Annotated in this window: 23 protein-coding genes; 4 read left to right on the forward strand and 19 right to left on the reverse strand. The window is 73.1% G+C overall.

The window, feature by feature from the left end; all coding sequences use genetic code 11:
• Positions 1-105: 105 nt before the first annotated feature.
• Both F9C12_RS00895 and F9C12_RS00900 read left to right on the forward strand, forming a co-directional pair.
• Entirely contained in the window at positions 106-1,287 is a 1,182-nt protein-coding gene (locus F9C12_RS00895; RefSeq protein ID WP_409464354.1) for a cytochrome P450, read from the forward strand.
• A gap of 3 nt (positions 1,288-1,290) precedes the next feature.
• Complete coding sequence (locus F9C12_RS00900) at positions 1,291-2,103, forward strand: oxidoreductase (protein WP_409464355.1); 813 nt, start codon at positions 1,291-1,293, stop codon at positions 2,101-2,103.
• Between the two features lie 138 nt (positions 2,104-2,241).
• Here the strand turns inward: F9C12_RS00900 and F9C12_RS00905 are convergent, their stop codons facing one another.
• The 19 genes from F9C12_RS00905 to F9C12_RS00995 all read right to left on the reverse strand — a co-directional run bounded on the left by F9C12_RS00905 (position 2,242) and on the right by F9C12_RS00995 (position 22,286).
• A complete protein-coding gene (locus F9C12_RS00905) occupies positions 2,242-3,060 on the reverse strand; it encodes a lantibiotic dehydratase C-terminal domain-containing protein (protein ID WP_409464356.1) in 819 nt (272 codons plus the stop codon).
• Positions 3,057-5,477 (reverse strand): lantibiotic dehydratase, encoded by a 2,421-nt coding sequence (locus F9C12_RS00910; protein ID WP_409464357.1) that lies wholly within the window; start codon positions 5,475-5,477, stop codon positions 3,057-3,059. Before F9C12_RS00910 ends, F9C12_RS00905 begins: the two co-directional genes overlap by 4 nt.
• On the reverse strand, positions 5,474-6,286 hold the full coding sequence (locus tag F9C12_RS00915) for a hypothetical protein (RefSeq protein ID WP_409464358.1): 813 nt from the start codon (positions 6,284-6,286) through the stop codon (positions 5,474-5,476). The genes F9C12_RS00910 and F9C12_RS00915 overlap by 4 nt, the downstream gene beginning before the upstream one ends.
• The gene (locus F9C12_RS00920; protein WP_409464359.1) at positions 6,283-6,873 is read right to left on the reverse strand and encodes a TOMM precursor leader peptide-binding protein; all 591 of its coding nucleotides are present in this window, start codon (positions 6,871-6,873) and stop codon (positions 6,283-6,285) included. Before F9C12_RS00920 ends, F9C12_RS00915 begins: the two co-directional genes overlap by 4 nt.
• Positions 6,874-6,881: 8 nt before the next feature.
• Positions 6,882-8,195 (reverse strand): YcaO-like family protein, encoded by a 1,314-nt coding sequence (locus F9C12_RS00925; RefSeq protein ID WP_409464360.1) that lies wholly within the window; start codon positions 8,193-8,195, stop codon positions 6,882-6,884.
• A complete protein-coding gene (locus F9C12_RS00930; RefSeq protein ID WP_409464361.1) occupies positions 8,195-8,671 on the reverse strand; it encodes a hypothetical protein in 477 nt (158 codons plus the stop codon). The genes F9C12_RS00925 and F9C12_RS00930 overlap by 1 nt, the downstream gene beginning before the upstream one ends.
• Positions 8,668-10,059 (reverse strand): hypothetical protein, encoded by a 1,392-nt coding sequence (locus tag F9C12_RS00935; RefSeq protein ID WP_409464362.1) that lies wholly within the window; start codon positions 10,057-10,059, stop codon positions 8,668-8,670. The genes F9C12_RS00930 and F9C12_RS00935 overlap by 4 nt, the downstream gene beginning before the upstream one ends.
• The gene (locus tag F9C12_RS00940; protein ID WP_409464363.1) at positions 10,059-10,697 is read right to left on the reverse strand and encodes a hypothetical protein; all 639 of its coding nucleotides are present in this window, start codon (positions 10,695-10,697) and stop codon (positions 10,059-10,061) included. The genes F9C12_RS00935 and F9C12_RS00940 overlap by 1 nt, the downstream gene beginning before the upstream one ends.
• A 28-nt stretch (positions 10,698-10,725) precedes the next feature.
• Complete coding sequence (locus F9C12_RS00945) at positions 10,726-12,063, reverse strand: YcaO-like family protein (protein WP_409464364.1); 1,338 nt, start codon at positions 12,061-12,063, stop codon at positions 10,726-10,728.
• A gap of 37 nt (positions 12,064-12,100) precedes the next feature.
• Positions 12,101-12,820, reverse strand: coding sequence for a DsbA family protein (locus F9C12_RS00950; RefSeq protein ID WP_409464365.1), 720 nt, complete (start codon positions 12,818-12,820; stop codon positions 12,101-12,103).
• A gap of 37 nt (positions 12,821-12,857) precedes the next feature.
• Positions 12,858-14,015 carry a site-2 protease family protein gene (locus tag F9C12_RS00955; protein ID WP_409464366.1) on the reverse strand — a complete coding sequence of 386 codons (1,158 nt, stop codon included), beginning with the start codon at positions 14,013-14,015 and terminating at the stop codon, positions 12,858-12,860.
• Positions 14,016-14,113: 98 nt separating this feature from the next.
• Entirely contained in the window at positions 14,114-14,308 is a 195-nt protein-coding gene (locus tag F9C12_RS00960; RefSeq protein WP_409180107.1) for a hypothetical protein, read from the reverse strand.
• A 47-nt stretch (positions 14,309-14,355) separates the two neighbouring features.
• Positions 14,356-14,547 (reverse strand): hypothetical protein, encoded by a 192-nt coding sequence (locus F9C12_RS00965; RefSeq protein ID WP_409180108.1) that lies wholly within the window; start codon positions 14,545-14,547, stop codon positions 14,356-14,358.
• 34 nt (positions 14,548-14,581) lie between these two features.
• The gene (locus F9C12_RS00970) at positions 14,582-14,773 is read right to left on the reverse strand and encodes a hypothetical protein (RefSeq protein WP_409464367.1); all 192 of its coding nucleotides are present in this window, start codon (positions 14,771-14,773) and stop codon (positions 14,582-14,584) included.
• On the reverse strand, positions 14,767-14,922 hold the full coding sequence (locus F9C12_RS00975) for a hypothetical protein (RefSeq protein ID WP_409180110.1): 156 nt from the start codon (positions 14,920-14,922) through the stop codon (positions 14,767-14,769). Before F9C12_RS00975 ends, F9C12_RS00970 begins: the two co-directional genes overlap by 7 nt.
• 126 nt (positions 14,923-15,048) lie before the next feature.
• Complete coding sequence (locus F9C12_RS00980; protein WP_409464368.1) at positions 15,049-17,451, reverse strand: nitroreductase family protein; 2,403 nt, start codon at positions 17,449-17,451, stop codon at positions 15,049-15,051.
• Positions 17,448-18,125: a TOMM precursor leader peptide-binding protein gene (locus tag F9C12_RS00985; protein ID WP_409180112.1), complete on the reverse strand. Its 678-nt coding sequence runs from the start codon at positions 18,123-18,125 to the stop codon at positions 17,448-17,450. The genes F9C12_RS00980 and F9C12_RS00985 overlap by 4 nt, the downstream gene beginning before the upstream one ends.
• A gap of 28 nt (positions 18,126-18,153) precedes the next feature.
• Positions 18,154-19,524, reverse strand: a complete 1,371-nt coding sequence (locus tag F9C12_RS00990; RefSeq protein ID WP_409180113.1) for a YcaO-like family protein — start codon at positions 19,522-19,524, stop codon at positions 18,154-18,156.
• Between the two features lie 413 nt (positions 19,525-19,937).
• Entirely contained in the window at positions 19,938-22,286 is a 2,349-nt protein-coding gene (locus F9C12_RS00995; protein ID WP_409464369.1) for an NB-ARC domain-containing protein, read from the reverse strand.
• A 668-nt stretch (positions 22,287-22,954) separates the two neighbouring features.
• Between F9C12_RS00995 and F9C12_RS01000 the strand changes: the two genes are divergently transcribed.
• The gene (locus tag F9C12_RS01000) at positions 22,955-23,311 is read left to right on the forward strand and encodes a protocatechuate 3,4-dioxygenase (RefSeq protein WP_409180115.1); all 357 of its coding nucleotides are present in this window, start codon (positions 22,955-22,957) and stop codon (positions 23,309-23,311) included.
• Positions 23,304-24,173 (forward strand): class III extradiol dioxygenase subunit beta, encoded by an 870-nt coding sequence (locus tag F9C12_RS01005; RefSeq protein ID WP_409464370.1) that lies wholly within the window; start codon positions 23,304-23,306, stop codon positions 24,171-24,173. The genes F9C12_RS01000 and F9C12_RS01005 overlap by 8 nt, the downstream gene beginning before the upstream one ends.
• Positions 24,174-24,188 lie beyond the last annotated feature (15 nt).

Below are 24,188 nucleotides of genomic sequence, written 5' to 3' on the forward strand. Positions count from 1 at the left end.
TCAATAATACCGCACTGACCTGCGAATATGCGAATACATCGTTTGCCCATCCATAAAACATCGCCCTAGCGTTTCCCGCAAGAGGTGCACGGAAGGGAGCTGGCGATGACCAGGACACTGCCGACCGAGCGGCCGGCCGGCCTGCCGTTCGACCCGCCGCGAGGGTTGGCGGAACTGCGCGAAAAGAGTCCGCTGAGCCGGTTGGACTACCCGGACGGACACGCCGGCTGGCTGGTCACCGGGCACGCGCTCGCCCGCGAAGTGCTGGCCGACCACCGGTTCAGCGCGCGAGCCGAATTGCGGCACCTGCCGGTTCCCGGCGCTCCCGGCAGCGATCAGCCGGCGCCGCCGGGGATGTTCGGCAGCATGGACGCACCCGAGCACACCCGGTACCGGAGGCTGCTCGCCGGCCAGTTCACCGTGCGCAGGATGCGGCGGCTGACCGAGCGGATCCAGGCCGTGGCGGACGAGTGCCTGGACGCCATGGCCGCCCGGGGCGGCCCGGCCGACGTGGTCGCCGCCTTGGCGCAGCCGCTGCCTGCGCAGACGATCTGCGAACTGCTCGGGGTGCCCTACTCCGAACGGGTCCGGTTCCAGCAGCAGGCGCTCGCCTTGTTCCGGCTGGGCAACACTCCCGAAGAAACCGGCGCGGCCTACGCCGCGGTGCACGGCGTCATCGGCGAGCTGGTGGCTGCCAAGCGAAAAGCCCCTTCCGACGATCTGCTCAGCGACTTGACCGGCAGCGATCTCACCGACCCCGAACTGGTCAACATCGGCTTCACCTTGCTCGGCGCCGGGCTGGACACCACCACCAACATGCTCGCGCTGGGCGTCTTCGCGCTGCTCGAACACCCCGATCAGCTCGCGCTCCTGCGCGGCGACCCGCAGCTGGTCGACAACGCGGTCGAAGAACTGCTGCGCTACCTCAGCATCATCCCGTTCACTGTGCGCACCGCGCTGGAAGACCTGGAACTCGCCGGCGAGCAGATCACCGCGGGCGAGTCGGTGACCGTCTCGGTGCCTGCGGCCAACCACGACCCCGCACGCTTTCCCTCGCCGGAGAAACTCGACCTGCGCCGCAAGGCCGGCGGGCACGTCGCCTTCGGCCACGGCATCCACCAATGCCTCGGCCAGCAGCTCGCCCGCGTCCAGCTGCGGGTCGCCCTGCCTGCCCTGCTGACCAGATTCCCGTCACTGCGCCTCGCCGCTCCCTCCGGGGAGATCGCGACGCGCACCGACATGCTCATCTACGGCGTGCACCGGCTGCCCGTCGCCTGGGAGGACTGAACCGTGCCGAAAGTCTGCTTGATCACCGGAGCCTCCGCCGGAATCGGCCTCGCCGCCGCCCTGGAGCTGCGGCGCGCGGGCCACCTCGTCTACGGAGCCGCGCGCCGGGTGTCCAAAATGGACGAACTGCGCGCGGCGGGCGGGCACGCGCTGGCGATGGACGCCCGCAGCGAGTCCGACCTCGACCGCGTGGTCCGCACGGTCCTGGACGAACAGGGACGGATCGACGTCTTGGTCAACAACGCCGGGACAGTGCTGCACGGAGCCGCCGAAGACGTCCCGCTGGACGCGGCCCGCGACCAGTTCCAGGTCAACCTGTTCGCGCCGGCCAGGCTCGTCCAGCTCGTCCTGCCCGCCATGCGCGAGCAAAGGTCGGGCCGCATCGTCAACGTCTCCTCCATCGGCGGCGTGATCAGCCTGCCGCTCGGCGCCTGGTACTACGCCTCGAAGCACGCGCTTGAGGCGTACTCCGACACTCTGCGCATGGAAGTCCGTCCCTTCGGCATCGAGGTCGTGATCGTTCAGCCCGGCATCATCAAGACCGAATTCGAAGACCGGACCGCCGCGCAGTTGCGCGAGTACTCCGGCCGCGGCGCCTACCGGGAAATGGCGGAGAAAATGGCGAGCCAGTCCGAAACCGGCCTCGCGGACGGCACCGATCCCGCGGTCGTCGCCCAGACCGTCCGGCAAGCGGTGGAAGCCGATCCGCCGCGGACCCGCTACGCCGTGGGCCTGCACGCCGAGCAACTGCTGGAGCTCAACCGGACCTTGCCGGACCGCGACTTCGACGAACTGGTCACCCGTTCGATCCGGTAGCGGGGAATCGCCGCGAGCCGCGCGGCGGTCGTGCCGACGACGGACGTGAAATGCGGCTGCGATCCGGCGTCCGCCACCCAGCCGAGCAACCGGGAACCCTTGTGACGCAAGGAATTCGCTGCGCGACGTCTCGCCGAGTCACCGGCCCGCCTGGGCCACGAACCCGAGCAACGCCTCCTCCGCGGGCAGATAGCCGAGCCGGTTCAAGGTCATGTGCACGTGGTGGAAGAGCAGGTGCTGCCGTCGCGCCGGTCCGGCGGCGCTGATCCGGCGGGCCAGGAGGGTGCTCCACTCGCTGATCCGGTCCAGTTCCGCGGCGGGCGGGGCGGCGCGGTCCAGTTCGAGGGTGATTGCGGCGACTCGCGAACGCAGTGTGTCTTTCGGCAGCCGGAGCGCCCGCAGGGCGTTTCCCCAGTAGGAACGGTGATGTGCCCAGAAGCCGCCGATCTCGCCGGCGGGGAGCGCGGCGGCCGCGGCGCGGCGCATGAGGTGCACGGCCAGCGCGGTCCGCGCGCCGTTCGCCGGTCTCGCGGGGGCGTTGAGGTCGAGGAGCAGTTCGCTGGATTCCTGGAAGCAGCGTTCGGCGTCCGGGAGATGGCCGGCGCCGTACTTGTCGACCTCGGGTTCGTAGACGCCGAGGCGGATGCCTGCCGGGCCGGCGAGGTCGAGCGTCCCGGCTTCGGGCAGCAGGCGCGGGGCGGACGGGGCGGCGGACGAGACGATTTCCTGGAGCGGACCGGTGCGTTCGGCCAGTTCGTCGAGCGCGTCGGGGTGCGCGCGCAGGCGCAGGCGGACGTGCACGCCGGTCGGATCCACGTAGCGGATGAAGTACCAGCAGTCGGCGTCGATGTCGCGCGCGGTCTGCCGGGCCCAGGCGCCTGCTCCGGCGACCGCCGCGTCCATTCCGGACGGGGTGCCGGGATACAGCCGGGCGAACCACCATTCGGTGCCGGTCATGCCGCTCCTTCCGGTCGGGGCCAGCGAAGACCCGCGAGGTATTCGCAGGCCAGCCGGTCGCCGGACGGCGACCGGAGGGGATGGCCGGCCTTGCCCGGCAGCGCTTCGACCACGCGGATCCGGCCGGTGCCCGGAAGTTCCCGCCCCAGCACGGCCAGGGAGACCGCGCTGCGGAGATCGGCCCAGAGCGGCTTCGCGCGGAAGTCCTCGACCGGACGGCAGAACACCTCGGCCGGAATGCCGTGCGCCCGCCGCCAGCGGTCCGCGCGCGCCACTGTGTCGGCGTCCCGGTCGCCCTTCTCCGGCCGCGGGAACTGTCCCGCCGGGCACAGCCAGCTCGCCCGCTCCACGACGACGCGTCCGATGGTCCGGCGCGGCCGCGCCACGACTTCCTCGCGCACGGGCAGGTCGAAGGGCAGCAGGCTGTCCCCGAAGCCCAGCGGCCGCACCCACGGGTCGGCCAGCACGGTCAGCAGCCGTTGCACGCCGCTGCTCATCCGGCTCGGCACGAGCCCGGCCGGGACCAGCCCGAACGGGCAGCCGTCCGGGTCGAGGAGTTCCAGCACGTCGCGGTCCGCGTCATGGACCAGTGCGACGTCGCGCAACCGCAGGTCGCCGGGCCGGCCGGGCATCCCGTCGCCGGGCACGGCCAGCGCGGGCAGCAGCCCGGCGGACGCGTGCTGGGCGGTGGTGCAGGCCCGGCTCGGCGCGTACTCATGGCGCGGGACACCCGGCCACAGCGCGGCGTACCACTCCCGCAGCGCGGCGGCCAGCCGATCGCCCAGCACGCCGGTGAACCGGCTCACCATGCCGCCGACGCCGTCGCACAGCTGGTTCACCACGAGATACCGGCCGCGCTCGGTGTCGGCGAGCTGGAACAGGACGCCCGTAGTCGGCGGAGCGCTGGTGCTCCCGACCGGCAGCCAAGCCCGGCCGGAGCCGTCCGTCAGATCCTTCGCCGCCGCCGCTGCCATCGCCTGTTCCGCACGGTCTTCGACGGCGAGCGAGGCGAGAAAGCCGAACAAGTCGGCACACCGGCCGCCCCGGCCGAACCGGGAGACGAACGCGGTCAGCAGGAAGTCGTACAGGTGGCTGCGGAACATCCGCGGCCGCAGTTCCGCGGCGAAGGCGGCCAGGTCCGGCGTGCCGTCGGTGCCGTCGGCGCCGAACGGATCCGGTACGGCGAACCCGGTCGCGGCGTCCTCGTAGACCAGATCGGAGGTCCAGAGCCGGAGGCCGCTCATCGCGCGCCAGCTCGCCTGCGCTTGCCGGACCGCCGCCAGCGCGGCCGTCCGCTCGGTCGCCGGCGATCCGGCCAGCGCGGCGGCGGAGCGGTGCACCCGCCGGATTTCGCGGGTCATCGGATGCCGGTTCTCCGCCACTTCGACGGCGGCGAGCAGCCCGTCGAGCGGATCGCCGCCGCCGTGCCAGCAGGCGACCGGATGCACCCAGCCGCTGTCGAGCGCGCGCAGGAAACGCGCCCACGGATCGCGGCCGCCGAGGAGCGCGAGCAGCTCCGGCAACTCGTAGTCGCGCTCGTCATCGGCGTCCGCCAGCCAAGCGGGTGCCGCGGCGGCGTGCGCGATCGAGAGCGACATCCACGGGAGGGCGCCGAGTCCTTCGGCCTGACCGTGTGCCACGAACCTGCCCTGTGCGGAGTTGGCCCGCGGGGCGACGCGGTATCGCAGAAGACGGGCCAGACCGTGTTCGCGCGCCACCGCGTGCAGTGCGGTGTAGGCGACGGCCGCGCCGGCGTAGCTGCGCGACGCAGTGGTCGAGACACCGGGCAGGGCCACCGTGGTCAGCCGCGAGTACGGGCTGGTTTTGAGCGCGGTGCGGGTGACGTACGAATAGAGCGTGCGCAGGTTGCGGGCGTCGAGCCGGCCGGAACGCGCTTTGCCGAGGCCGTGTTCGGCCCATTCCGGCGCGGCGAGGGCCACTGACCGGACGAACGGATCCCAGCCGAGCGGCGCGACGAGGGCAGCGCGTGCGCGCTCGCCGTCGGCGGCGACGGAGCTTGCGAGCTCGTCCCGGACGCGAGCCAGTTCCGCTGCGGTCCGCTGGTACTCGTCGACGGCTTCCCTTGCCGGCTCGGGCATCCGGGCAGTCAGCTCCGTGACGTCCTTCGGCAGCGCGGAACCCTTGAACGCCGCGCGCTTGGCCGCCAGTGCGAGCCGCCGCAACGGGGGCGCGTCGTCGAGCGACGGGACGAGTTCGTAGCAGGCGTCGGCGACCGGCCCGCCGAGTTCGGCGAGCACGCCCGTCAGCGCTTCCTGCCGGTCGAGCAGGGCCGGCGTCTCGGGGCCGACCAGATCGCAGGTGGCGGCGGGCAATCCGGCGACGCGCGCGAGCGTCCACGGCGCGAGCACGGCCTCCGGGCGGGCGAGGACGGGCGCCGGAGCGAGGTTGCGGGTCATGCTGTCTTCTCCTGGCCGAGCGGGCTGGTGGAGGCGTTCCGGGCGGCCGGCCCGCACGGGGCGGCGCAACCGGGGCGGCGGCGCCGGGGCACGGACCGGGTCCGCCCGGATTCGAGGTCGAGATGCAGCGCGTCCGGGCCGGGATCGTGGGCGAGAAGCATCGGCAGCCGCGCGGCGAGCAGCGCTGCCGCGAGCGCGTGGTGCGCTTGCGGCAGCGCGCCCGGCTCCGCGGTGCCCGCGGCGAGACACCGCGGGCAAAGACCGGACCCGGCCCGGGAAACCGGGCCGATGACGAGTTCGTTCCCGGCCGACCGGACCGGCAGCACAGCCGCGCCGGCCCGCCAGCCTTCGGTCAGGCCCTCGACGTCGCTGCCGGCGAACAGAGGAGCGCCTTCGGCCCGGCGCGGGGTCAGGACCGCCGTGATCGGGTCGGTCCCGACGATCTCGACCGGCGTCCGGGAGACCCGCGCGCGCAAGGCGTCCCCGCTCCGGGGATCGGCCAGATGCCCCGCCGCGAGTGCGAAGAACGCCGCCTCGGGGGAACCCGATTCCGCGGCGTGGCCGGCGATTTCGACGGCGCCGTGCCGGCGGAGCAGGGACAGCATCGCGTCGACCTGCCGTTCCGGCCTCCCGATCGCGGAGGCGAGCCCAGCCGTGTCACGGACGCCGTCCAACGCGCCGAGCAGCATCGGCACCGCGGTGGTGGCTGCCTTCCCGCGCAGCAGGACCGGCGGCACCGCGCCGCCGAGCAGGAAAGCGTCGTCGCGGATCGCCGTGCGCAGCCCGAGGCGGCGGCGGAACCGGGTCATCCGATCGCTCCCGCGTTCGAATGCAGCGCGGCCGCGAGAAACCGCCAGGTGCTGCCGTCCGGCCGGGGCGGATCGCAGCGCGGGCAGGCGTGCACGGGGATCGCGCGGTGCCGCTCGAAGGACCCGTGCACCAGGTCGGCGGCGTAGACGGCATCCGACTGTCCGAAGTGGACGAACTCGCGGACGGCCCGGTGCACCAGCGCGGCCGCGACGTCGACGTGCTCGGGTAGGAACGCCGCTTCGCCGGGCGGAGGGAGGAGCGCGGCCAGTCTTGCCTCCCGGCTGTGCTGGCGCCGCCGTCGCTCGACGCAGTCGGGGCAGGGGCCGCCGCCGCGTCCGGTGGCCGGCCAGCAGCGCAGCGACGCGCCGTCCAGCACGAGCGGCAGCCACGGCAGATCGCGGGATTTCGCCTGGTGCGCCACGAAGTCCAGCACGCCCCGGTCGCCGTTCTCGGCGACTCCCACGAGGATCTGCTCGGCGCCGCCGGTCGGTCCGCCGAGCGCGGCGAGCAGTCTGGTGCCGAAACCGCCGTCGCTGAACAGCCGGACGCGGGTGCCGTCGGGTGCGATGTGCGAGACGCTGTGCATGGTGGACCTCAAGCCATCGGTTGCGGGTGCGGGTTGAACGCGGCTTCGGAGCGGGCCGGGTGGTTCATGGCGACCGGCGCGGTGTGCAGCCGCGGCGTGGCGAGCATCCGCACGCCGGTGCCGAAGGAGAGCGGAACTGCCTGCGGCACCAGGACTTTGACCACGACGGCGCCGGCGGCGCGGGCCTCGACCGAGGTGATGTCGACGGCGAGCGCTTCGGCGCCGCGGGCGCGCAGCCGGGCGACCGCCCAGTCCAGCTGCCGGACCGGATCGTCGCTGGACGGCACGGGAAGCTCGGCGAGGGTGCGCAGCGGGCGCGGGCCGCGCAGGAGGAAGTCGAACTGCCCGCGGGCTTCCGGCGCGCCGCTGCGGTAGGCGCCGCCGCAGACGCCGTCGGCGGGCGCCTGGGCGAGGTCCGCCGGCGCGTTCGCCTGGAGCGCCACGCGCAGCATGGCCAGTTCGCGATAGGCCTTGGCCACCGCGGCCGCCGGATCGAGCCCGGCGGTCGTGCACACCAGCTGGGCCAGCAGCGGGTCGCGGTCGGCGAGCTGCAGGGCGAAGAACACCGGGACGCCGAAGTCCGTGGTCGCGTCGAACACCCGCGTCTCCAGCCCGGCCGCGCGGCTCCGGTCGAGGTACGGGCGCAGCGATTCGGGAAGGTCGTCCGGCCGGACGTCGAGCCGGGGGAGCCGGAGCCGATGCAGCCACGCCAGCATCAGCGCGTCGCGTTCGACCACCTCCAGCAGGCCGGCGAGCACCGCGCGCGGATAGTCCGTGTGCGCGGCGCTGCCGCTGGGATTGCCGAGCGTGAACAACTCCGCCGGGCATCGGGGAGGCAGGCCGAGCCAGACCAGGCGCGCGGGCACGTACCGCGGGCGCGCGTGGGTGAGCGACCACGCGCGGACCCAGCGGATGCGGTCCGTGCCGTCCGGCTCGGTCAGCGGGCAGTTCGGCACGGCGAACTCGGCCGCCGATGCCCGGGGCCATTCCGCCGGGGCCACGGCGTCCGTGCCGAGTTCGTCGGCGCTCGCGAAGACGAGCGCCTCGTCCCTGACCGCGAGGGCCGAGTAGCGCTCCACCGACTCGGCGACGCTGAGCAACTCCGCGCGGTCCGGGTCGAGGTCGCCGCCCGCTCCGTCGAAGTTGCCCTCGGCCGCCAGGGACCGCCGCCGGCCCGCCAGGTGCGGGAGCACCTCGCCGAGCTCGCCGAGGCTGCCCGAGGCGACCGGGATCCCGTGCGGCCCGGCGCACACGCCGGTTTTCCCGACCAGACCGTACGGCGAAACCACGGCGCGCAGGCCGGCCAGCGGATCCGGCCGCATCAGGCGGCTCCGGCGGCCGGGGCGAATTCCCACGCCTGGACGGACAACCCGGGGTTCCGGGCGTCCGGCCGGAGCGAGAACCCGGAGCTGCGGGCGATTTCCCGCATCGCGCCCGCCGCCAGCAGGACGTGGCGCCAGGCGTGCACGTCGTCGGCCCAGTCGTGGAAGGCGACCGTCGCGAGGGCGTCGGAGCCTGGCTCGCCGAAGTTCTCGACAGCATGGAGGCCGCCGTCGCGGAACTCGTAGTGCCCGGGGGCGATCCCGTCGACGTCCCGGACGGCGACGGTGATCCGGGCCGAGGCCGGCGCGGCCGTCTTGAGCGCGGCGGTGAGGACGGCGGCAGCTGATTCGTCGGTGGTGTCCGCGGCCGGACGCGGGGAGTTGCTGCTGGACAGCGGGGTGTCTGCCAGCATCGTCCGCAACTGCTCGAAGAGTGCGGTGTCGCTTTCGGGCGCATAGCGGTTTTCCGCGGTCATCGTGAGCCTCCCGGTTCGCGTTCGAGGACGACGACGTCGAGCACCGTTTCCGCGTGCGGCAGGATGCCGAGCGCCTCGCCCAGTTCGCCGAGCGTGCCGCCGGTTTCGCGCCGCACGCGGTAGCCGAGCCGGTGCGCGGCCGTGGCGAGGCGCTGCAGCGCGGCACCGGCGTCGAGCAGGGCGGCCCGGAGCACGTCCGTGCCGCCCGGCAGCGTCACGGACACGGCCACCACCGCGAGTGCGTCGGCTGCCCGCCGCCGCAGCCAGGGTTGTTCGTCGGCGACTCCGGACAGGTCGAGCAGGCCTCCGGGGCGGTGCAGCCGCGCTCCGTCCGGGGTGAGCAGATAGGCGTTGAGCCGGGATTCCGCCGTCGCCGGGAACGCGGTGTCGAGCAGGACGCCGAGATCCGCGGAGGCCGCGGGCTGAAGCAGCGTGGCGTCCGGCTCGGGCAGGACCGGGACTGGAGTGTCCGAAGTGGACTTCCGGCCGGCGTAGTCGGCCGCGAGGCAGATCGACGCGCCGTCCGGCGGACGCGGCACCCGGGGCCGCAGGCGGCACGCCCCGGTCGCCGCGTCGAACTCGGCCACGGCGGCACCGGAGAAGGGACGGCCCGCCCGGCGCAGCAGGTTGACGATCTCCACGGCGGCGAAGCCGAGCGCGGCTTGGCGTGTCCCGGGCGCGGCGGCCGACGGTTCGCGCGGCGGCGCGACCGGCCACCACGAGACGTACCGCAGTCCGTCGTCGGGCGTGAAGCGCGGCCCGATCTCCGCGCCGTCGGCGCCCACCACGATCCGCAGCCACGGGACGCCGGCCGAGGTGAGGCGCTCGTCGAGAGCAGCCAGCGCGGCGGAGGGCTCTGGGCCGGACCGCACCACTGCGACGAGATCGCTGTCGCCGGGCGAGAACTCGCCGTCAGCCCAGTCCACGACCTCGCTCACGACACCGTCTGCGGCGAGAAGATCGGCGAGTTCCGCGGCCAGCGAGTGCTCACCGGTGACCGTCGCTTTCGCCGCGCCGGGTTTCGTTGCCTCGGCACCGGATCGGGCCAGCCAGCGGCCGGTGCTGTCGGCAGGCGCCGGGCCGGACCCGAGCAACCGGCGGGTGCGGGCGAGTGCGCAGACTGCGTCCACTGTGGACGTGGGCAGGCCGAGCTGGCGGGCGACCTCGGCGGTGGTGCGGGTGCCGTCCAGCGCGCGCAACACCGCGGGCAGCACTGTCTGGGCCGACTTCCCGCCGAAGACCTGGGGCCGGAACCCGCCGTAGGCGATCAGGCCGGACGCGCTGCGCACCAGGGTGATGCCGGGCAGGAGGGAGGGCCGGTCCGTGCGCGCGGCGGACCCGGCTTCGCGCAGGGCTTCGCCGGCGGTTTGCCGGTGGACGACGGCCATCACGCGCTCACTCCCATCGCGTCCCGCACGATTCCCCGCAGCCGGGCGAAGGTCCGCTGCCCGGGCGGGAACGGCGCCCTCGACCGGGCGTTGCCGTGGACGCCGAGCAGCACCGAACTGGTCGACAGGCCGGTGTGCGGGTGGATCAACGCCAGCCGCGCCTCGCCGGGCTGCCCGGCGGTCAGGAACCCGGCCGCGGCCGCGGCGGCGATCGCGACGGTCGCGGCGAGATGCCCGGCCGGTTCGCCGGCCGGATGGTCGTCGAAATACTCGTGCACCGTGCCGAGCCGGGCATGGGCCCCGGCCCGCTGGGCGCGCCGGCGGTAGTAGCAGTCCACGGTGGCCGGCGTGTCCGGGGTCAGGCGCGGCCCGACCCGGACGCTCATCGCCTCGGCGACCACCGGCAGCAGCGTGGCGCGGTGCCGCAGCACTGCCCGGTCCACCGCGGTCTCGAGCCGGGGCACCGGGCGGCTCCACGCGAAGACGACGTGCCGCGCGCCGGCGATCAGCTGGTCGAGCGCGTCCGGGTCCGGCCAGTCGTCCAGCCGGGCCGCGGCGACGCGGCCGGGCAGCGTCGCGGGCAGCCGGGCCGCGAGCGCCGCGCCGAAGTCGTCGTCGTGCAGGACGAGAATGTCCACGAGGGGGGTCCTTTCGGGAGCGGGGCGGTCAGGCCACCGGCTGCGGCCACGGATTGAGGTCGGCCTCGGCCCGCACCGGATAGCCCATGGCCGCCGGTGCGGCGTAAAGCCGCGGATGGCCCAGGAACTGGGCGGTGCGCACGAAAGACATGGGCTGCAAGCCGGGCACGATGGCCTTGACGGCGGTCATGCCGACCGCGCGCGCCTCGTCGGTGGTCAGGTCCACCGCGTACGCTTCGGCGCCCGCCGCCGCCAGCCGGTCGACCAGCCAGCGCAGCGACTCGGCCGAGTCGTTCGCGGGCGGTGTGGGCAGCTCGGACAGCGCGCGCCGCGGAGGCGTGCGGTTCAGCAGGAAGTCGAACGCCTCGGCGCGGCTGGCGTGCGCGGTGAACAGCGCGCCGTCCGCCGTGCGGTAGCAGTCCTCGGCGCGGGCCGGGGCGTCGCCGACCTGGTGCAGGAACGAGATGTGGCAGGAAAGCACTTCCCGCACCGCGTTGACCGCCGCCAGCCGCGGATCGAGGTTCGCCGCGCAGATGGCCACGTGCCGCAGGCTGGTGCTGCGGCGGTCGACCCGGACGGCGAACACCGCGGGCACGCCCACGTCGGTGGTCGCGTCGAACAGCCGCACGTCCACGTGCGGATTGCGGTCGTAGGCGGCCATCAGCCGGTGCAGCTCCGGATCGCCGGTGTCGAGTTCGAGCTCCGGCAACGGCAGCTGCTGGTGCCAGGCGATCGCGGTGGCGTCCCGCTCGATCACCTCGACCAGGCCCTTCACCAGCGCCAGCACCGGATCGGTGTGCACCGCGCAGCCGGTGGTGATCGGGTTCGCGAGATTTTCGCCGTCGGACGGCACGAAGAACAGATAAGCCAGCATCGCCGGCAGCCAGGTCGGCTTCCCGTCGCTCAGCCGGACGCCGCGGACCCAGTGCCGCGGGGCGTCTTTCGCGGCCGGGGTGACGGCGAGCCGCGGCCGGGACAGCTCGGCCTCGGACAGCCGCGGCAGCGTGTCCAGGTCGAGCGCGTCGTCGCCGAGTTCGGTCGCGGTGGCCCAGCGCAGGTCGGCCGGATCGTGCATGGCGCAGCAATAGCGCTCCAGCGCCTCGGCGACCGAGACCGCTTTGGCCAGCTCGACGTCGAAACCGCCGCCGCTGCCGTCGATCTGCTCGGGGGACGTGCGCATCCAGCGTTCGTAGCGGCGGATCGCGGGAATGCTCGCGCCCGCGTCGCCCAGGTATGCCGTCGCGATCGGCATCGCTCCGGAACCCAGCGGGAACGGCAGCAGACCGGGCTCCGCCACCAGGCCGACCACCGGGTCCGCCAACGGGTTCAGCCGCTCGCGCAGGCTCGGCGCGGAAGACGGGCTCATCGCGGTTTCCTTTCCTTCGAGGGCGTTCCGGGGCGGGTCACCGCAGCGGATCCGCCCAGTCGCCGCCGGGCAGCTCGTCGCGGGGAACGAGCCGTCCGTCGATCCGGACGGTCGGCGTGCCGGGGATCGTGGGGTGCACGGCCGCGGTGGTGTCGCGGAGCACGCGGGCGTGAGTGCCGGCGCGCAGGCAGGCCTCGACTCCCGGTCCGGCGCCCGCTTCGCCGGCGAACCGCGCGAGTTCCTCGTCCGTCAGGTCGGCGGACGCGTTTTCCTTCGGCTGCGTGCCGGTCGCCATGAGGCGATCGTGCAACGGCCCGAAAGCCGCGCCGTTGGACTGGACCGCGCACAGCAAGGTGCTGGCCGCGCGGGTGGAGTAGCTGCGGCTGGCCGATTTTTCGTCCAGGAACGTCAGAATGTGGTAGTTGACGCGCGCCTTGCCTTCGTCGGCCGCCTTGGCGAGCAGCTGGCCGAACCGCTGCTCGAACTGGGAACAGTATGGGCACAACGGATCCTCGTACACGTCCACCGCGTGCGGGGCGTTCGCCGGGCCCAGCGTCACGACGGCGGAACCGGTGATCCGCGCCGGGGTGCGAGCCGGACCGTACCCGTCGGCCTCGGCGGCCGTCGTGCGCAGCTGGAGGAACAGACCGCCGCCGACCACGGCCGCGACGACCAGCGCGATCAGTCCGGCGGTGAGCAGTTTCCGCTTGCGGGGCAACGGGGGCCGGTGCCGCGGCGCCAGGGCTTGCTGGGTCATTGCTTCTCCTGTCTGCGGTGCTCGAAACAACCGGTGCTCAGAACAAGTGGCCGACGAGGGTGTACAGGGTCACGCCGAGCATCCCGAAGACCAGGAGCAGATAGCCGAGGCAGACCAGGCCGTATCCCCAGAACAGCGCGCGGTCGCGCCGGGCGGTCTTGGCCAGCGCGCTGGGCAGCGGCTTGCGCAGCAGTCGGTGCAGCACGTAGGTCATCGCGCGGTTGCGCAGATTCAGTTTGCCGAGCGCGTTTTCCAGCGCCTGCTGGCCGTCGGTCGGCAGCATGGGGTTGAAGTTCATGCACAGCATCACTGTCTGGAACGCCACCAGGACGCCCAGCACGCCGGGATCGCCCGCGCCGCAGATCAGGAGCACCGCGAGCACGCCGAGCACGATGCCGTCGAACGCGGGGCCGGCGAGCAGGATCGCGACTCGCGGCCACCGCCGCTCCAGCCGCACCGAGTCGGACCGGTCGACGTAGGCGATCGGCATGACGTAGAACCACAGCGCCACCCCGACTTCGCGGGCCGGGACGCCGTAGCGCCGGCACAGCACGCCGTGCGCGGTCTCGTGCAGCAGCGTCTGCGGAATCATGACCAGGTAGACGACCCAGACCGCGGACAGGTCCGGGGCGAACGGGGTGAAGAAGATCGCGGCCAGCGCGGCCAGGACCCCGGCCAGGCCGAGGAGACCGGCCGCGCCGAGCGCCAGGCCGCCGGCGCGCCCGCGGAACAGCCGTGCGAGCGCGGCGAAAACCCGGTCCGCGCGCGCGGTGGACAGCGGCAGCCGCACATGCGGCATCTTGATCTGCGAGCGGGCCAGCCGGGCGGTGACGCCGCCGGCGTCCGGCGCGATGCCCTCGAGCAACCCCATCCGGAGCAGATCGCGCGCCAGCGGGCGCGACGCACGGTCGACCTGCTCGGCGCGCGCGCCGCTGCGCCGGGCCAGTTCGCCGGTCAACTGTCCATATCGGACACCCGTGGTCAGCTGCGGCACCAGCAGGCACGCTCCGGCGCTGAGGAAGACGTATTTGCCGCTCTCGTCGTCGAACAGCATCGACCGGCCGTCGGCTCCGGTCAGCAGTTCCACGCCGGGGCGCAGCTTCAGCAGGTCGTCGCCGGCGGGCCAGTGCTCGTCCGCGACGGGCAGCGCGGCGGCCGCTTCGCCGGCCTGCGGCGGATCGACGGTCGTGGACATGACGGGCCTCCAGGACTTGCGAGCGGCGGTGCGGTCGGGGGAGAGAAGGAAGGGTGGGCGGCCGAAGGGGGCGGCGGCCGCCCACCCGGGTCAGGGCGTCAGCAGTTGGTCGAGGCGCTTCCGCCGGAACCGACCGAGCCGCCGGTCGAGACAGTGGTGCACGCGCAGCCGGCGCTGCTCGCGCTGCCGGCGGAGCTGGCGCAGCCCGAGCAGCAGTCGGCGGCGGCGGACGCGTCGGACTCCTCGGCCCACAGGTCCAGGACGACGTCCTGGTCGATCGCGGTGATGTCCACGGGTTTTCCTTTCAGATCTGGCAAATGGTGCGCGGGGGCGGAGCGAATCAGCACTTGGTGCTGGCGGTGCTGCCGCTGCCGGCGGTGCTGGCGCTGCCCGCGGGGCAGCTGAACGTGCTGGCGGAGCCGCTGCAGCCCGCGCTGCTGAGGGTGCAGCCGTCGGCGGCCAGGTTCGCGTCCGACTCTTCGGCCCACAGGTCGAGCAGTTCGTCGTGCTGCCCGGCGGTGACGTTGTTCATGGCTTTCCTTCCTGAGTTTTCCTGGGGGTGGTGCTCAGCAGGCGGAACCGGCGGAGCCGCCGGTCGACACGCTGCTCCACGGAGTGCTCGCGCACGCCACGCTGCTCCCGGAACCGCCGCAGCACGCCGCGGCGACTTCGGCGCCCGGCTCTTCGGCCCACAGGTCCAGCTGTGCTTCCAGTTCGGCGGGTTCCCGGCGGTTCCCGGTTTCCCCCGCGGTCAGCATGCGCACGCCTTGCTGCTGGCGGTGCCCACCGAGACCAGCGGCGTGCTGAGCGTGCTGGCGCTCGCCGACGTGCCGCTGCAGCAGTCGGCGGCGATCGCGGTGTCGGACTCCTCGGCCCACAAGTCCAGCTCGGCTTCGAGCTCGGACATCGGGTTTTCCATGGTTTTTCCTTTCCGTGTCGGATTTACCGGCGAAGGGGATCGGTGGATGCGATAGGCCTTCCGGGTGCGATGAGGGGAGCCGGCCCGGCACGGGGAGCCGGACCGCGGGCTCGGTCAGCCCAGTCCAGGGGATTCGCCGACGGCGAAGGTGAACAACGGCGCTTCGGTGCGGAGGTCGAGGCGGCCGTGGCGGGTCAGGGCGTGCGGGATGAGCCCGGCGAAACCGCAGCACTCCCGCCCGGCGGCCAGCGCGGCGAGCCACACTTCGTTGACGGCCGCGCAGCCTCGGGCGAGCAACGTCCGGTAGCCGTGCGCGCCGAGTTCGTGCACTGCCTGCGGAGTGCGGCCGAGGACGGCACCGATGGCCGCCGCCCGGCCGAATTCCGCCTGCAGCGAGGCGTCTTCGACGCGGAACCCCGGCGGCAGCGCGGCCGCCTCGGCGAATCCGGTCGCGGGGGAGAAGCGGTGGAAACCGGGTTCCAGGCCGGCGACCCGCACCGCCAGCACGAGGTAGCCGAGCTGCCCGGTGCCGGGCTCGGCCCAGCCGAGGCTGCCCGCGCGGTCCGCCCGGCGCAGCCAGGTTTCCAGCTCGTCCTTGGATATCTCGCCGGGTCCGTAATGGCGGCCGCCGTGCCGGTTCGCGAGTGCCGAGGCGTATTCCCGCGCCGACCACGCCGCACCGCCGAGCCGGCCGCGCGCGACCGGGGCGGGCTGCTCCTGCAGCTCCGCGATCAACGTCGTCACGATGTCCTCCCGGGAGCCGAGCGCCTTCGGGACCAGGAACTCGGGTCCGCTGTGGACCGAGGCGGCGCCGGTGAAGAACGAGCCGCCGCGGGCCTCGGCCGCCGGGCCGGCGCGGTCGATCCGGACGACCTCGGTCACCGGCTCGGCGGCCGGGTCGAGGCCCAGCAGCCGGGCGACGTCGCCGAACCGGAAGCCGCCGATCCGCCGGGCGGCGAGACCCAGCAGGCGGCAGGATTCGCCGAGCTGGTGCAGCGCGACCCCGGCGTCCATGTGGACCACGCGCGCCCCGAACGCCGCGTATTTGCCCGCGACCCGGGTCAGCGCGCCGGTGGCGACGACGACCGCGGGCGCGTCCGGCGCGGCCTCGGCCAGCCAGCGTTCGCTCGCCCCGTCGAACCGGGAGACCGCCGCGAACTCGTGTGCGAAGGGGTCGTAGCTCCACCAGCCGGGGGCGAGCCCGTCGACCTCGCGGATCGCGAGATACGCCTGCGGCGATCCGAGGTTGCCGCCCGTCGCGTGGTAGCGGCGCACATGTCCGTCGGCGGGCTCGCCGCCGCCGGGCCGCAGCCCGAACGCGGTCCGCACGGCGAGCACGAGCCGCTCCAGGCCGGCCGGCGCGTCCGCGGCGGCAAGAACCGGCAGGTCGGCCGCGGTGACCGGGGGCAGCGCGACTCGCCGGACCTGGGCGTACACCTTGTGGTCGAACTGCTTCGCGGTGTTGGCGGGCAGGTAGTGCATCAGGTGGCCCTTGGGGAACGCCTGGTCCTTCGGCGGGAAACGGACCATCTCGTCGAAGCTGATCGCCACCGACGGAGTGCCGTCGCCGGCCCGCGTGGCCAGCGGTCCGGGCGCGACCGCGAGAGCGCTCGTCTTCCCGGACGCCAGGTCGATCCGGATCGCGGCGGTGAGACCCTCGCCGCCGCCGATCCGGGCCAGCACGTGGGTGATCTCGGTGGCCAGCATGGCCAGCGCCGCGGACCGGTCCGCCGCGCCGCCCGCGCTGTCGTCCGACGGAGACGGTGCGCCGAGTTCCCAGCGGGCAAGGTCCAAGCCGACCCGGGCGTCGAACCGGGGGCCGATCTCCAGGCGGGCGCCGGCGGTCACCGCGCGCAGCCACACCCCGTTCCGCTCGCGGACGGCGCGGTCGAGGTCGTACATCCAGCCGGGCGTCTTCGCGGTGTCGGACAGGCCGATCACCAAGGCGTTCGCGGGGAGGTCGCCGACGGCGAGCCGGCCGTGCGTCTCGACTGGCCGGGTTTCCGCGCGCACGGTGTTCGCTTCCAGCAGCGCGGCGAGTTCAGCCGCGAGGTGCGCCGGGCCGACGACGGCGACCCGTGCGGAGCGCAGCTCCCGCAATGCCCGGTGCCCGCTGCGGTGCACCCGGCTCGAATCGATGTTCCGGCTCAGCCACAGCGGTACCGGCTGCGCGGGCACTGCCGGGTCGATGCCTTCTTCGACCAGCCCGCGGACGTAGAGCAGCGACACCACTGACACGACCTCGGCTTCGCGCAAGCCCAGCGACGCGGCGATCTCCGCGTAGGTCCGGGTGCCGTCCAGCAGGTCGAGCACGCGGGGCAGGACGGTCGTGGCGGCCTTGCCGGAGAACACCTGCCGAGCGGCGGCTCCCTCGACGAGGAGGCCGGCCGGCAGCGGGACGCGCAGCAGTCCGGGCAGCGTGCGCGCCCGCTCGGGCAGGGTGAACTGCGGGTCGCCGGCGACCGCGGCGGTCATCCGGGCGGCGGTGACCCGCTGGGGGGTCGTGGACGTGGTCACCGGGGCGCTCCTTCGGCAGCAGTGTCGATTGCGGACAGACCACGGGCGAGATCGCGGGCCAGCGGCAGCAGAGCCGCCCAGGACCGGTCCGCGCGGGGCACCGGCGAGGCGGAGCGGGCGTTGCCGTGCACGCCGGTCAGCCGGGCCCGGTCGAGCCGCGGCGCGAGGCCGCTGAGCACCGTCACCTGCTGCAGGTCGCTCCGGTCGCCGTCGGCCAGCCGCCGCAGGAGCGCGGCCGTCAAGGCCGCCGCGGCGGCGGCCGTCGACGGCAGGTACCCGTCGGTGCGGCGGGCGGCTGCCCGGTCGTACGCCGCGTGCAGTTCGGTCAGCCCGGTGCCGTAGTAGTGCTGGCGGACGCGGCGGTAGTAACAGTCCACTGTGGCCTGTGCACCCGGTCCGAGCACCGGGCCGATGCGCACCACCTGGTGCTCGGCCGCGATCGGGACGAGCACCGCGTCCCGGGACAGCGCCAGCTCGTCGGCGAGCCGTTCCAGCCGCGGCGCGGGCTGGTCGAGGGCGAGCACCAGCACCCCGCCGGGCGGCACGTCGTCCGCGGCCAGCGGACCGTCCAGAGGTTCGCGGCGAGCGGCGGGCAGCATGGCCGCCAGCCGTGCCGCGACCTCGGCTCCGAAGCCGGCGTCGTGCCGGACGAGCACATCGCGCATGCCGGGCATCTGGTCTCCTTCCGGGAAAACGGGCGTCTCAGGCGAAGGGCTGCGGCCACGGATTGAGCTCGCCCGGCGGGTGCACCGGGTAGCCGCACGCGGCGGGCGCTTCGAACAGCCGGGGCGTGCCGAGGAATTGCGCGCGGTGGGTGAACGACAGCGGCTGCAGGCCCGGCACCACGGCCTTGACCGCGGTGAGCCCGACCTCGCGGGATTCGTCGCAGCCGAGGTCGACCGCGAACGCTTCGAGCCCGGCCGCGCGCATCCGGCCCAGCAGCCGCAGCAGGCAGTCGCGCGGCTCGTCCGGCCAGTCGCCGGACCCGAGCCCGGAAAGCGGCGCCTTCTCCCGGTCCCGGCCGGGACCGACGAGGAAGTCGAAGGCTCCGGCCCGTTCCGCCCTGCCCATGTACAGCGCGCCGTCCACGGTGTTGGCGATGGTCCCGGGGTCGGCGGGCGGCTCGCCCGCGTGCTCCAGCGCGATCCGGCAGCTGAGCGCCTCGCGAGCGGCGTTCGCGGCGGCTTGTTCCGGCCGCGGGCCGATCCCGCAGCCGAGCACGTGCCGGAACCGCTCCGACCGGTGCTCCTGATACACCGCGTACACGGTCGGGACGCCCAGATCCAGCGTCGCGTCGAACAAGCGCAGCGACACGCCCGCGTCGTCGGTGAACCGCGAGAGCAGCTCGTGCAGTTCCGGCGGTCCGCAGTCGAGCTCGATCTCCGGCAACGGCAGCCGTTGCCGCCAGACGATCGCGATCGAGTCCCGCTCGACCGTCTCCAGCAGGCCGTTCAGCAGCGCCTGGTCCGGATCGGAGTGGATCGCGCATCCGGTCGTGTTGGGCGCGGAAAACCGCTGCACGCCCGGTTCGTCGAAGCACAGCCAGACCAGCTCGGCCGGAATCCACTTCGGACACGCGTCCGACAGCCGGATCCCGCGGACCCACGAGCGCGGCACGTCCTTGCGCGCCGGGCCGATCCGGTGCCGGTCGTCGGCCAGCTCGCGTTCGGAAAGCCGCGGCATCGTGTCGAGGTCGAGCGCGTCGTCTCCGAGTTCCTGTGCGGTGGCGACCAGCAGCTGGTCGCGGTCGTAGACGGCGGCGCAGTAGCGTTCCACGGCTTCGGCCACCGCAACCCACTCGGCGAGGCCGGCGTCGAAACCGCCGCCCGCGCCGTCGAGCCCGGTGGTCGCGCCGCCGGTCCGCTCGGCGAACCCGGCGACCTCGGGCAGCGCACAGGCCACGTCGCCGAGCGAAGCCCCGGCGATCGGCAGGCCCGGCACGCCGGCGGGGAGCGGAAGCCGGTGCGGCGGGGCGACCGGGCCGAGCCGGCCCACGATGGGGGACAGCCGCTCCCGCAGTGCCGCGGCCCGGCTCGACGCGGGCCGCGTGCCGATCGGGGCAAAGTTCGCCATTGCTACCACTCTCAGTTCTTTTTCGCTGTCCCGCCGAAACGGGAACGAATGGCCGGGCGCCGGATTCGCTTCCGCGCTTTCGGCGGGCGGCCGCGAATGAATCGGCGGCTGTTCCCGAGAGCGCGTCCCGGAAAATAGCTGAAGCAATTTCACGTCTGATTGTCTGCGCTGGATGCTTGCGGCTCCGGATCCGATTCAACAGCGAGCGGCCGCGGACGGGTACGCGGAAGTACCGGCAGAACCGGCGACAACCGGAATTTCTGCCGGTGGTTCCGCATGGCGAAGCAGCGGGAATTTCGCTCTGCCGCACAACGAAACCGGCCTGGCACGTCAGGTGCCAGGCCGGATGTCCCGATGACCGGGAGGCGGACGCCGCGCGGGTTCTCCGGACCGCGGCGGAACGAAAGCGCGGGCTAGCCGGCGCTGTGGTGCGCCGGGCAGTTGATGCCCAATTCCGCGGCGAGGCGTTGCGCGGTGCGGCGGACCGCGGGCGCGTCGTAGCGGGAGCACTCGGCCAGTGCGCGTACGCGGTACTGGTGGGCGCGGCCGGGGTCGCCGCATTCGTCGCACAGGTCGGACAGCCGTACCAGCAGTTCGATGCGGCTCTCGGACCAGCGTGCTTCCGCCAGTGCGGACTCCAGCTGGTCTCTGGCCTCGCGCACCTGGCCGGCCCGCGCCAGTGCCGCGCCGCGCAGATGCCGCACCCGGGCGATGCCGACGCCCGCTTCGTGCTTGCGGAACAACGTTTCCGCCTCGTCGAGGAAGACCAGCGCGGACGCGACGTCGCCGGCCGCGGTCCGGCTCTCCGCCAGCCGCGTCAGCATGAGGGAGAGCAGTTCGTCGTTGCCCGGCGAACTGGGCAGGCCGCGGTAGTAGGCGATCGCCCTGCGGTGCGCGGCCGCGGCTTCGTCGGACTTGCCCGCCGCGTCGAGCTGCTTGCCCAGCAACGACAGGGACAGGTACAAGCCGTTGGGGAAACGGGCCTGCTCGAACATCTCGACCGCGCGCCGGCTGTGGCGGATCGCGTCGTACGGCGAACTCAGCCGCAGCTCGATGACGGACCGGTAGTACCAGGCCCACGCCTCGTTCAGGACGTCACCGGCCTCCCGGGCCGCGGCCAGCGCGCGATGGTGCACGGCCAGCGCCTCGCGCTGCTGGCCGGACAACGCGCACAACGCCCAGCACAAGTAATTCGACTGCTCGGCGACCGCACGCGCGTCGCCCAGCGCGGCCGCGGCTTTCGCGCCCTCGCCGAACACCTCGCGCCACAGCTCGCCGGTGCCTCGCAAGTCCGAGTACCAATGCATCGCCGAGGCCAGGTCGAGGACTCGCTGGTGGTCGCCCTGCGCCGCGGCGCCGCGCAGCGCGCAGAGCCAGTGCGGCTGCTCCCGGGCCAGCCAGTGGGCGGCGGAATCCCGGTCGTACACCGGATCCGGGCCGTCGATCTCGACGGTCACCTCGTCCCGGTCGTGGTCGAAGAACAGCGCGGCCTTCGTCGCGACCGCGAGCAGCCAGTTCCGCATCCGGTCGAGCGCGAGCCGCACCTCCTCCGCGCTCTCGCCGAGTTCCAGCCGCTCCCGGGCGAACACCCGAAGCAGATCGTGGCCGGTGTAACGGCCGCAGGTGCCGCTGAGACCCAGCAAGCCGACGTCGGCCAGCTTCTCCAGGGTGGCCTCGGCCGCGTGCGCGCTGTCGCCGCACAGCACCGCGGCCAGCTCGACCGAAGTGTCCGGGCCCTGCACCAGGGCGAGCCGCCGGAACATCCGGGCCACCGCGGGTTCCAGGCTGTCGTAGGAAACTTCGAACGCGCTGCGCACCTGGAGGTCGCCCGCGGTGAGCACGGACAGCCGGCGCCGTTCGTCCTCCAGCTGGTCGGCGAAGTACCCGATCGTCCACTGTGGACGGCTGGCCAGCCGGTTGCCCGCGATGACCAGCGCCAGCGGCACCCCGCCGCACAGCACCGCCACCCGGCGCGCCGCCTCGGGCTCGGCCGCCACCCGCTCTTCGCCGACGACCAGGCGCAGCAGGTCGACCGCGGGCCCGGGGCCGAGCAGGTCCAGCGCCGTCCGCCGCCGCACGTCCAGGCCGGCGAGCGTGCTGCGGCTGGTCACCAGCACCAGCGAACCGTTGCTGGTGGCCAGAAGCGGCCGCACCTGGGCCTCGCTCGCGGCGTTGTCGAGGACGAGCAAGACGGTCTGGTCGCGCAGCAGCGAGCGGTAGAGGGACAGCCGGTCCTCCGGGTCGGCGGGGATCCTGCGCTCTTCGACCCCGAACGCGCGCAGCAGCCGCTGCACCGCCCGGTCGGCCGACAGCGGCTCGCGGTCCATCCCGCGCAGGTCGAGGAACAGGCACCCGTTGGCGAACTGCCCGGACAGCCGGTGCGCCGCTTCGATGGCGAGCGCGGTTTTGCCCGCGCCGGGCAGCCCGTGGACGATCGCGATCTGCAGCCGGCACGAGGCGATCGCGTCGTGCGCGTACTCCTCGAGCGCCTTGAGTTCGGCGTCGCGCCCGGTGATCTCGGTAAGCGTCGGCGGCAGCGAGCACGCCGCGCCGCGCGGCGGCGCGTCCGGCTGTTCGGGGACGGGCGCGGCAACGGCCATCTTCCTCCCGGCCCGCGCTGCTTCCTCGAACGACTCCGCTTCTTCGCCGGTCAGCCCCAGCCCCTCGGACAGCAGTTCCAGCGTGCGGCGCTGGGGGCTGCGCACGCGGCCGCGTTCCATGTCGCTGATAGCGCGGACGCTGATGCCGGTGCGTTCGGACAATTCTTCTTGGGTGAGCGAAGAACGCACCCGGTAAAAGCGCAGAAAGTCACCGAACGTACTCGCTCCCAAGCGGTCGGACTCCTCTCGGCGGCGGACGGCTTCGGGTTGCTTACCCGCGATCTCCGGTCGGGTTGAGCCATTCTGTCACGAGGGCGCGGGGCCGCCTCCCGGATCATGGAACAGTGACGGGTTATGACCCGAACGAGTGAATGTTTCTCGCGTGGGTGAAACGGGTGCTGACAATGGGTTTTGCCGCGCCGGATCCCCCGGAACGCGGGAACCGCGAAAGGGTTCCCGCTCAGCGGTTCATCGCCGGTTCCGGCGGCGGACCGGATGGCGGAGGGCGGCGGGAAACTGCCGTGGGCGCCAGGAGCGCCGCCGCGATCGTGAACGCCGTCCCCTCTACGCCCCGGATGACGGCGGGCGGCTCGCCGAAGCAACGGACGATGCAGCTCATCTGCGATCTTGAAGATGGCCACGGGGACCCTGCTGCGGTGCCGGTGGCGCACCGCACGATCCCGAGCGATACGTCATTTGTCCGCGCCACGTCCTCCAGTCGGCCAGCGGCGAACGGGACAGCAGAGCGATGGCGGCGCGGATGCGGGCACCTAACGTCGAAGGGCATCGACGACGGCGCGTCTCGCGCTGCACCACGCAGGGAGTATCGAATGACAGGCAGCAGGCCGGGTTCGCCGCCGACCTACGTCTTCGACGGCCCGACGAGCTTGCGCGGGCGCACCATGAACAAGCTGTTCATGTCGCTGATCGACCGGGACAGCCGCGAGCAGTTCCTCGCCGACGAACCGGCTTACTGCGCACGCTTCGCGTTGTCGGAGGAGCAGACCGCCGCTGTGCTCGCCCGGGACTGGCAGGCGATGGCGGAACTCGGCGGCAGCATCTTCTGCATCTACAAGCTGGCCATGATCGACGGCCGGTCCATGCAGTACCTGGGCGGCGTGTTCGCCGGGATGTCCGAGGACGAATTCATCGCCGCGATGCAGGAAGGAGGACGCACCGATGTCTGAGGTCGTCTGGGGACTCGGCACGTCGCACGTGCCGTCGATCGGGGCCGCGATCGACCGGGGCCTGGACGCGGATCCGCGATGGGAGCCGTTGTTCGAAGGCTACCGCCCCGCGAGGCAGTGGCTGGCCGAGCGCACTCCGGACGTCGCGATCCTGGTCTACAACGACCACGCGAACGGCGTCGACCTCGACATCGTTCCGACGTTCGCGATCGGCGCCGCGGAGCGGTACCAGGTGGCCGACGAGGGTTTCGGCCGTCGTCCCGTGCCGGACATCGAGGGAGACCCCGACCTGTCGTTCCACCTGCTGCAGAGCCTGGTGGACGACGGGTTCGACATGACGGTGTTCTCCGAGCTGGACGTCGACCACGGCTTCACCGTGCCGCTGTCGGTCTGGACCCCGGAGCCCGGCGAGTCCTGGCCCTGCCGGGTGATCCCGATCCTGGTGAACGTGATCCGCTACCCGCAGCCGACCGCGGCGCGCTGCTACGCCTTGGGGAAGGCGCTCGGACGCGCGATCGCGAGTTACGACGGAGCGAAAACGGTCGGCGTGCTCGGCACCGGCGGGATGTCGCATCAGCTCGCCGGCGCCCGTGCGGGCTTCGTCAATCCTGCCTTCGACCGCATGTTCCTCGACGCGATCGAGAACGACCCGGAAAAGCTCGCCGCCCTCAGCCGGGAGGACTACATCCGCGAGGCCGGTTCCGAAGGCATCGAGCTGATCATGTGGCTGATCATGCGGGGCGCTCTGAACGAGCGGATCCGCAAGGTCCACTCCGCCTATCACGTTCCGGCCTCCAACACGGCGGCCGGACTCGCGCTGTTCGACAACCGGCCCGCTGACCGCGCGGACCAGACGTCCTGAACGCCCGCCCGGCAG

The sequence above is a fragment of the Amycolatopsis sp. GA6-003 genome (assembly GCF_046267895.1).
Classification (GTDB): domain Bacteria; phylum Actinomycetota; class Actinomycetes; order Mycobacteriales; family Pseudonocardiaceae; genus Amycolatopsis.

Bases quoted from the DNA above. Each gene is read 5' to 3' on its own strand.
- F9C12_RS00895 (WP_409464354.1), top strand. From the start codon at position 106: ATGACCAGGACACTGCCGACCGAGCGGCCGGCCGGCCTGCCGTTCGAC.
- F9C12_RS00905 (WP_409464356.1), bottom strand. From the start codon at position 3,060: ATGACCGGCACCGAATGGTGGTTCGCCCGGCTGTATCCCGGCACCCCG.
- F9C12_RS00910 (WP_409464357.1), bottom strand. From the start codon at position 5,477: ATGACCCGCAACCTCGCTCCGGCGCCCGTCCTCGCCCGCCCGGAGGCC.
- F9C12_RS00915 (WP_409464358.1), bottom strand. From the start codon at position 6,286: ATGACCCGGTTCCGCCGCCGCCTCGGGCTGCGCACGGCGATCCGCGAC.
- F9C12_RS00920 (WP_409464359.1), bottom strand. From the start codon at position 6,873: ATGCACAGCGTCTCGCACATCGCACCCGACGGCACCCGCGTCCGGCTG.
- F9C12_RS00925 (WP_409464360.1), bottom strand. From the start codon at position 8,195: ATGCGGCCGGATCCGCTGGCCGGCCTGCGCGCCGTGGTTTCGCCGTAC.
- F9C12_RS00930 (WP_409464361.1), bottom strand. From the start codon at position 8,671: ATGACCGCGGAAAACCGCTATGCGCCCGAAAGCGACACCGCACTCTTC.
- F9C12_RS00935 (WP_409464362.1), bottom strand. From the start codon at position 10,059: ATGGCCGTCGTCCACCGGCAAACCGCCGGCGAAGCCCTGCGCGAAGCC.
- F9C12_RS00945 (WP_409464364.1), bottom strand. From the start codon at position 12,063: ATGAGCCCGTCTTCCGCGCCGAGCCTGCGCGAGCGGCTGAACCCGTTG.
- F9C12_RS00950 (WP_409464365.1), bottom strand. From the start codon at position 12,820: ATGACCCAGCAAGCCCTGGCGCCGCGGCACCGGCCCCCGTTGCCCCGC.
- F9C12_RS00955 (WP_409464366.1), bottom strand. From the start codon at position 14,015: ATGTCCACGACCGTCGATCCGCCGCAGGCCGGCGAAGCGGCCGCCGCG.
- F9C12_RS00965 (WP_409180108.1), bottom strand. From the start codon at position 14,547: ATGAACAACGTCACCGCCGGGCAGCACGACGAACTGCTCGACCTGTGG.
- F9C12_RS00970 (WP_409464367.1), bottom strand. From the start codon at position 14,773: ATGCTGACCGCGGGGGAAACCGGGAACCGCCGGGAACCCGCCGAACTG.
- F9C12_RS00975 (WP_409180110.1), bottom strand. From the start codon at position 14,922: ATGTCCGAGCTCGAAGCCGAGCTGGACTTGTGGGCCGAGGAGTCCGAC.
- F9C12_RS00985 (WP_409180112.1), bottom strand. From the start codon at position 18,125: ATGCCCGGCATGCGCGATGTGCTCGTCCGGCACGACGCCGGCTTCGGA.
- F9C12_RS00990 (WP_409180113.1), bottom strand. From the start codon at position 19,524: ATGGCGAACTTTGCCCCGATCGGCACGCGGCCCGCGTCGAGCCGGGCC.
- F9C12_RS01000 (WP_409180115.1), top strand. From the start codon at position 22,955: ATGACAGGCAGCAGGCCGGGTTCGCCGCCGACCTACGTCTTCGACGGC.
- F9C12_RS01005 (WP_409464370.1), top strand. From the start codon at position 23,304: ATGTCTGAGGTCGTCTGGGGACTCGGCACGTCGCACGTGCCGTCGATC.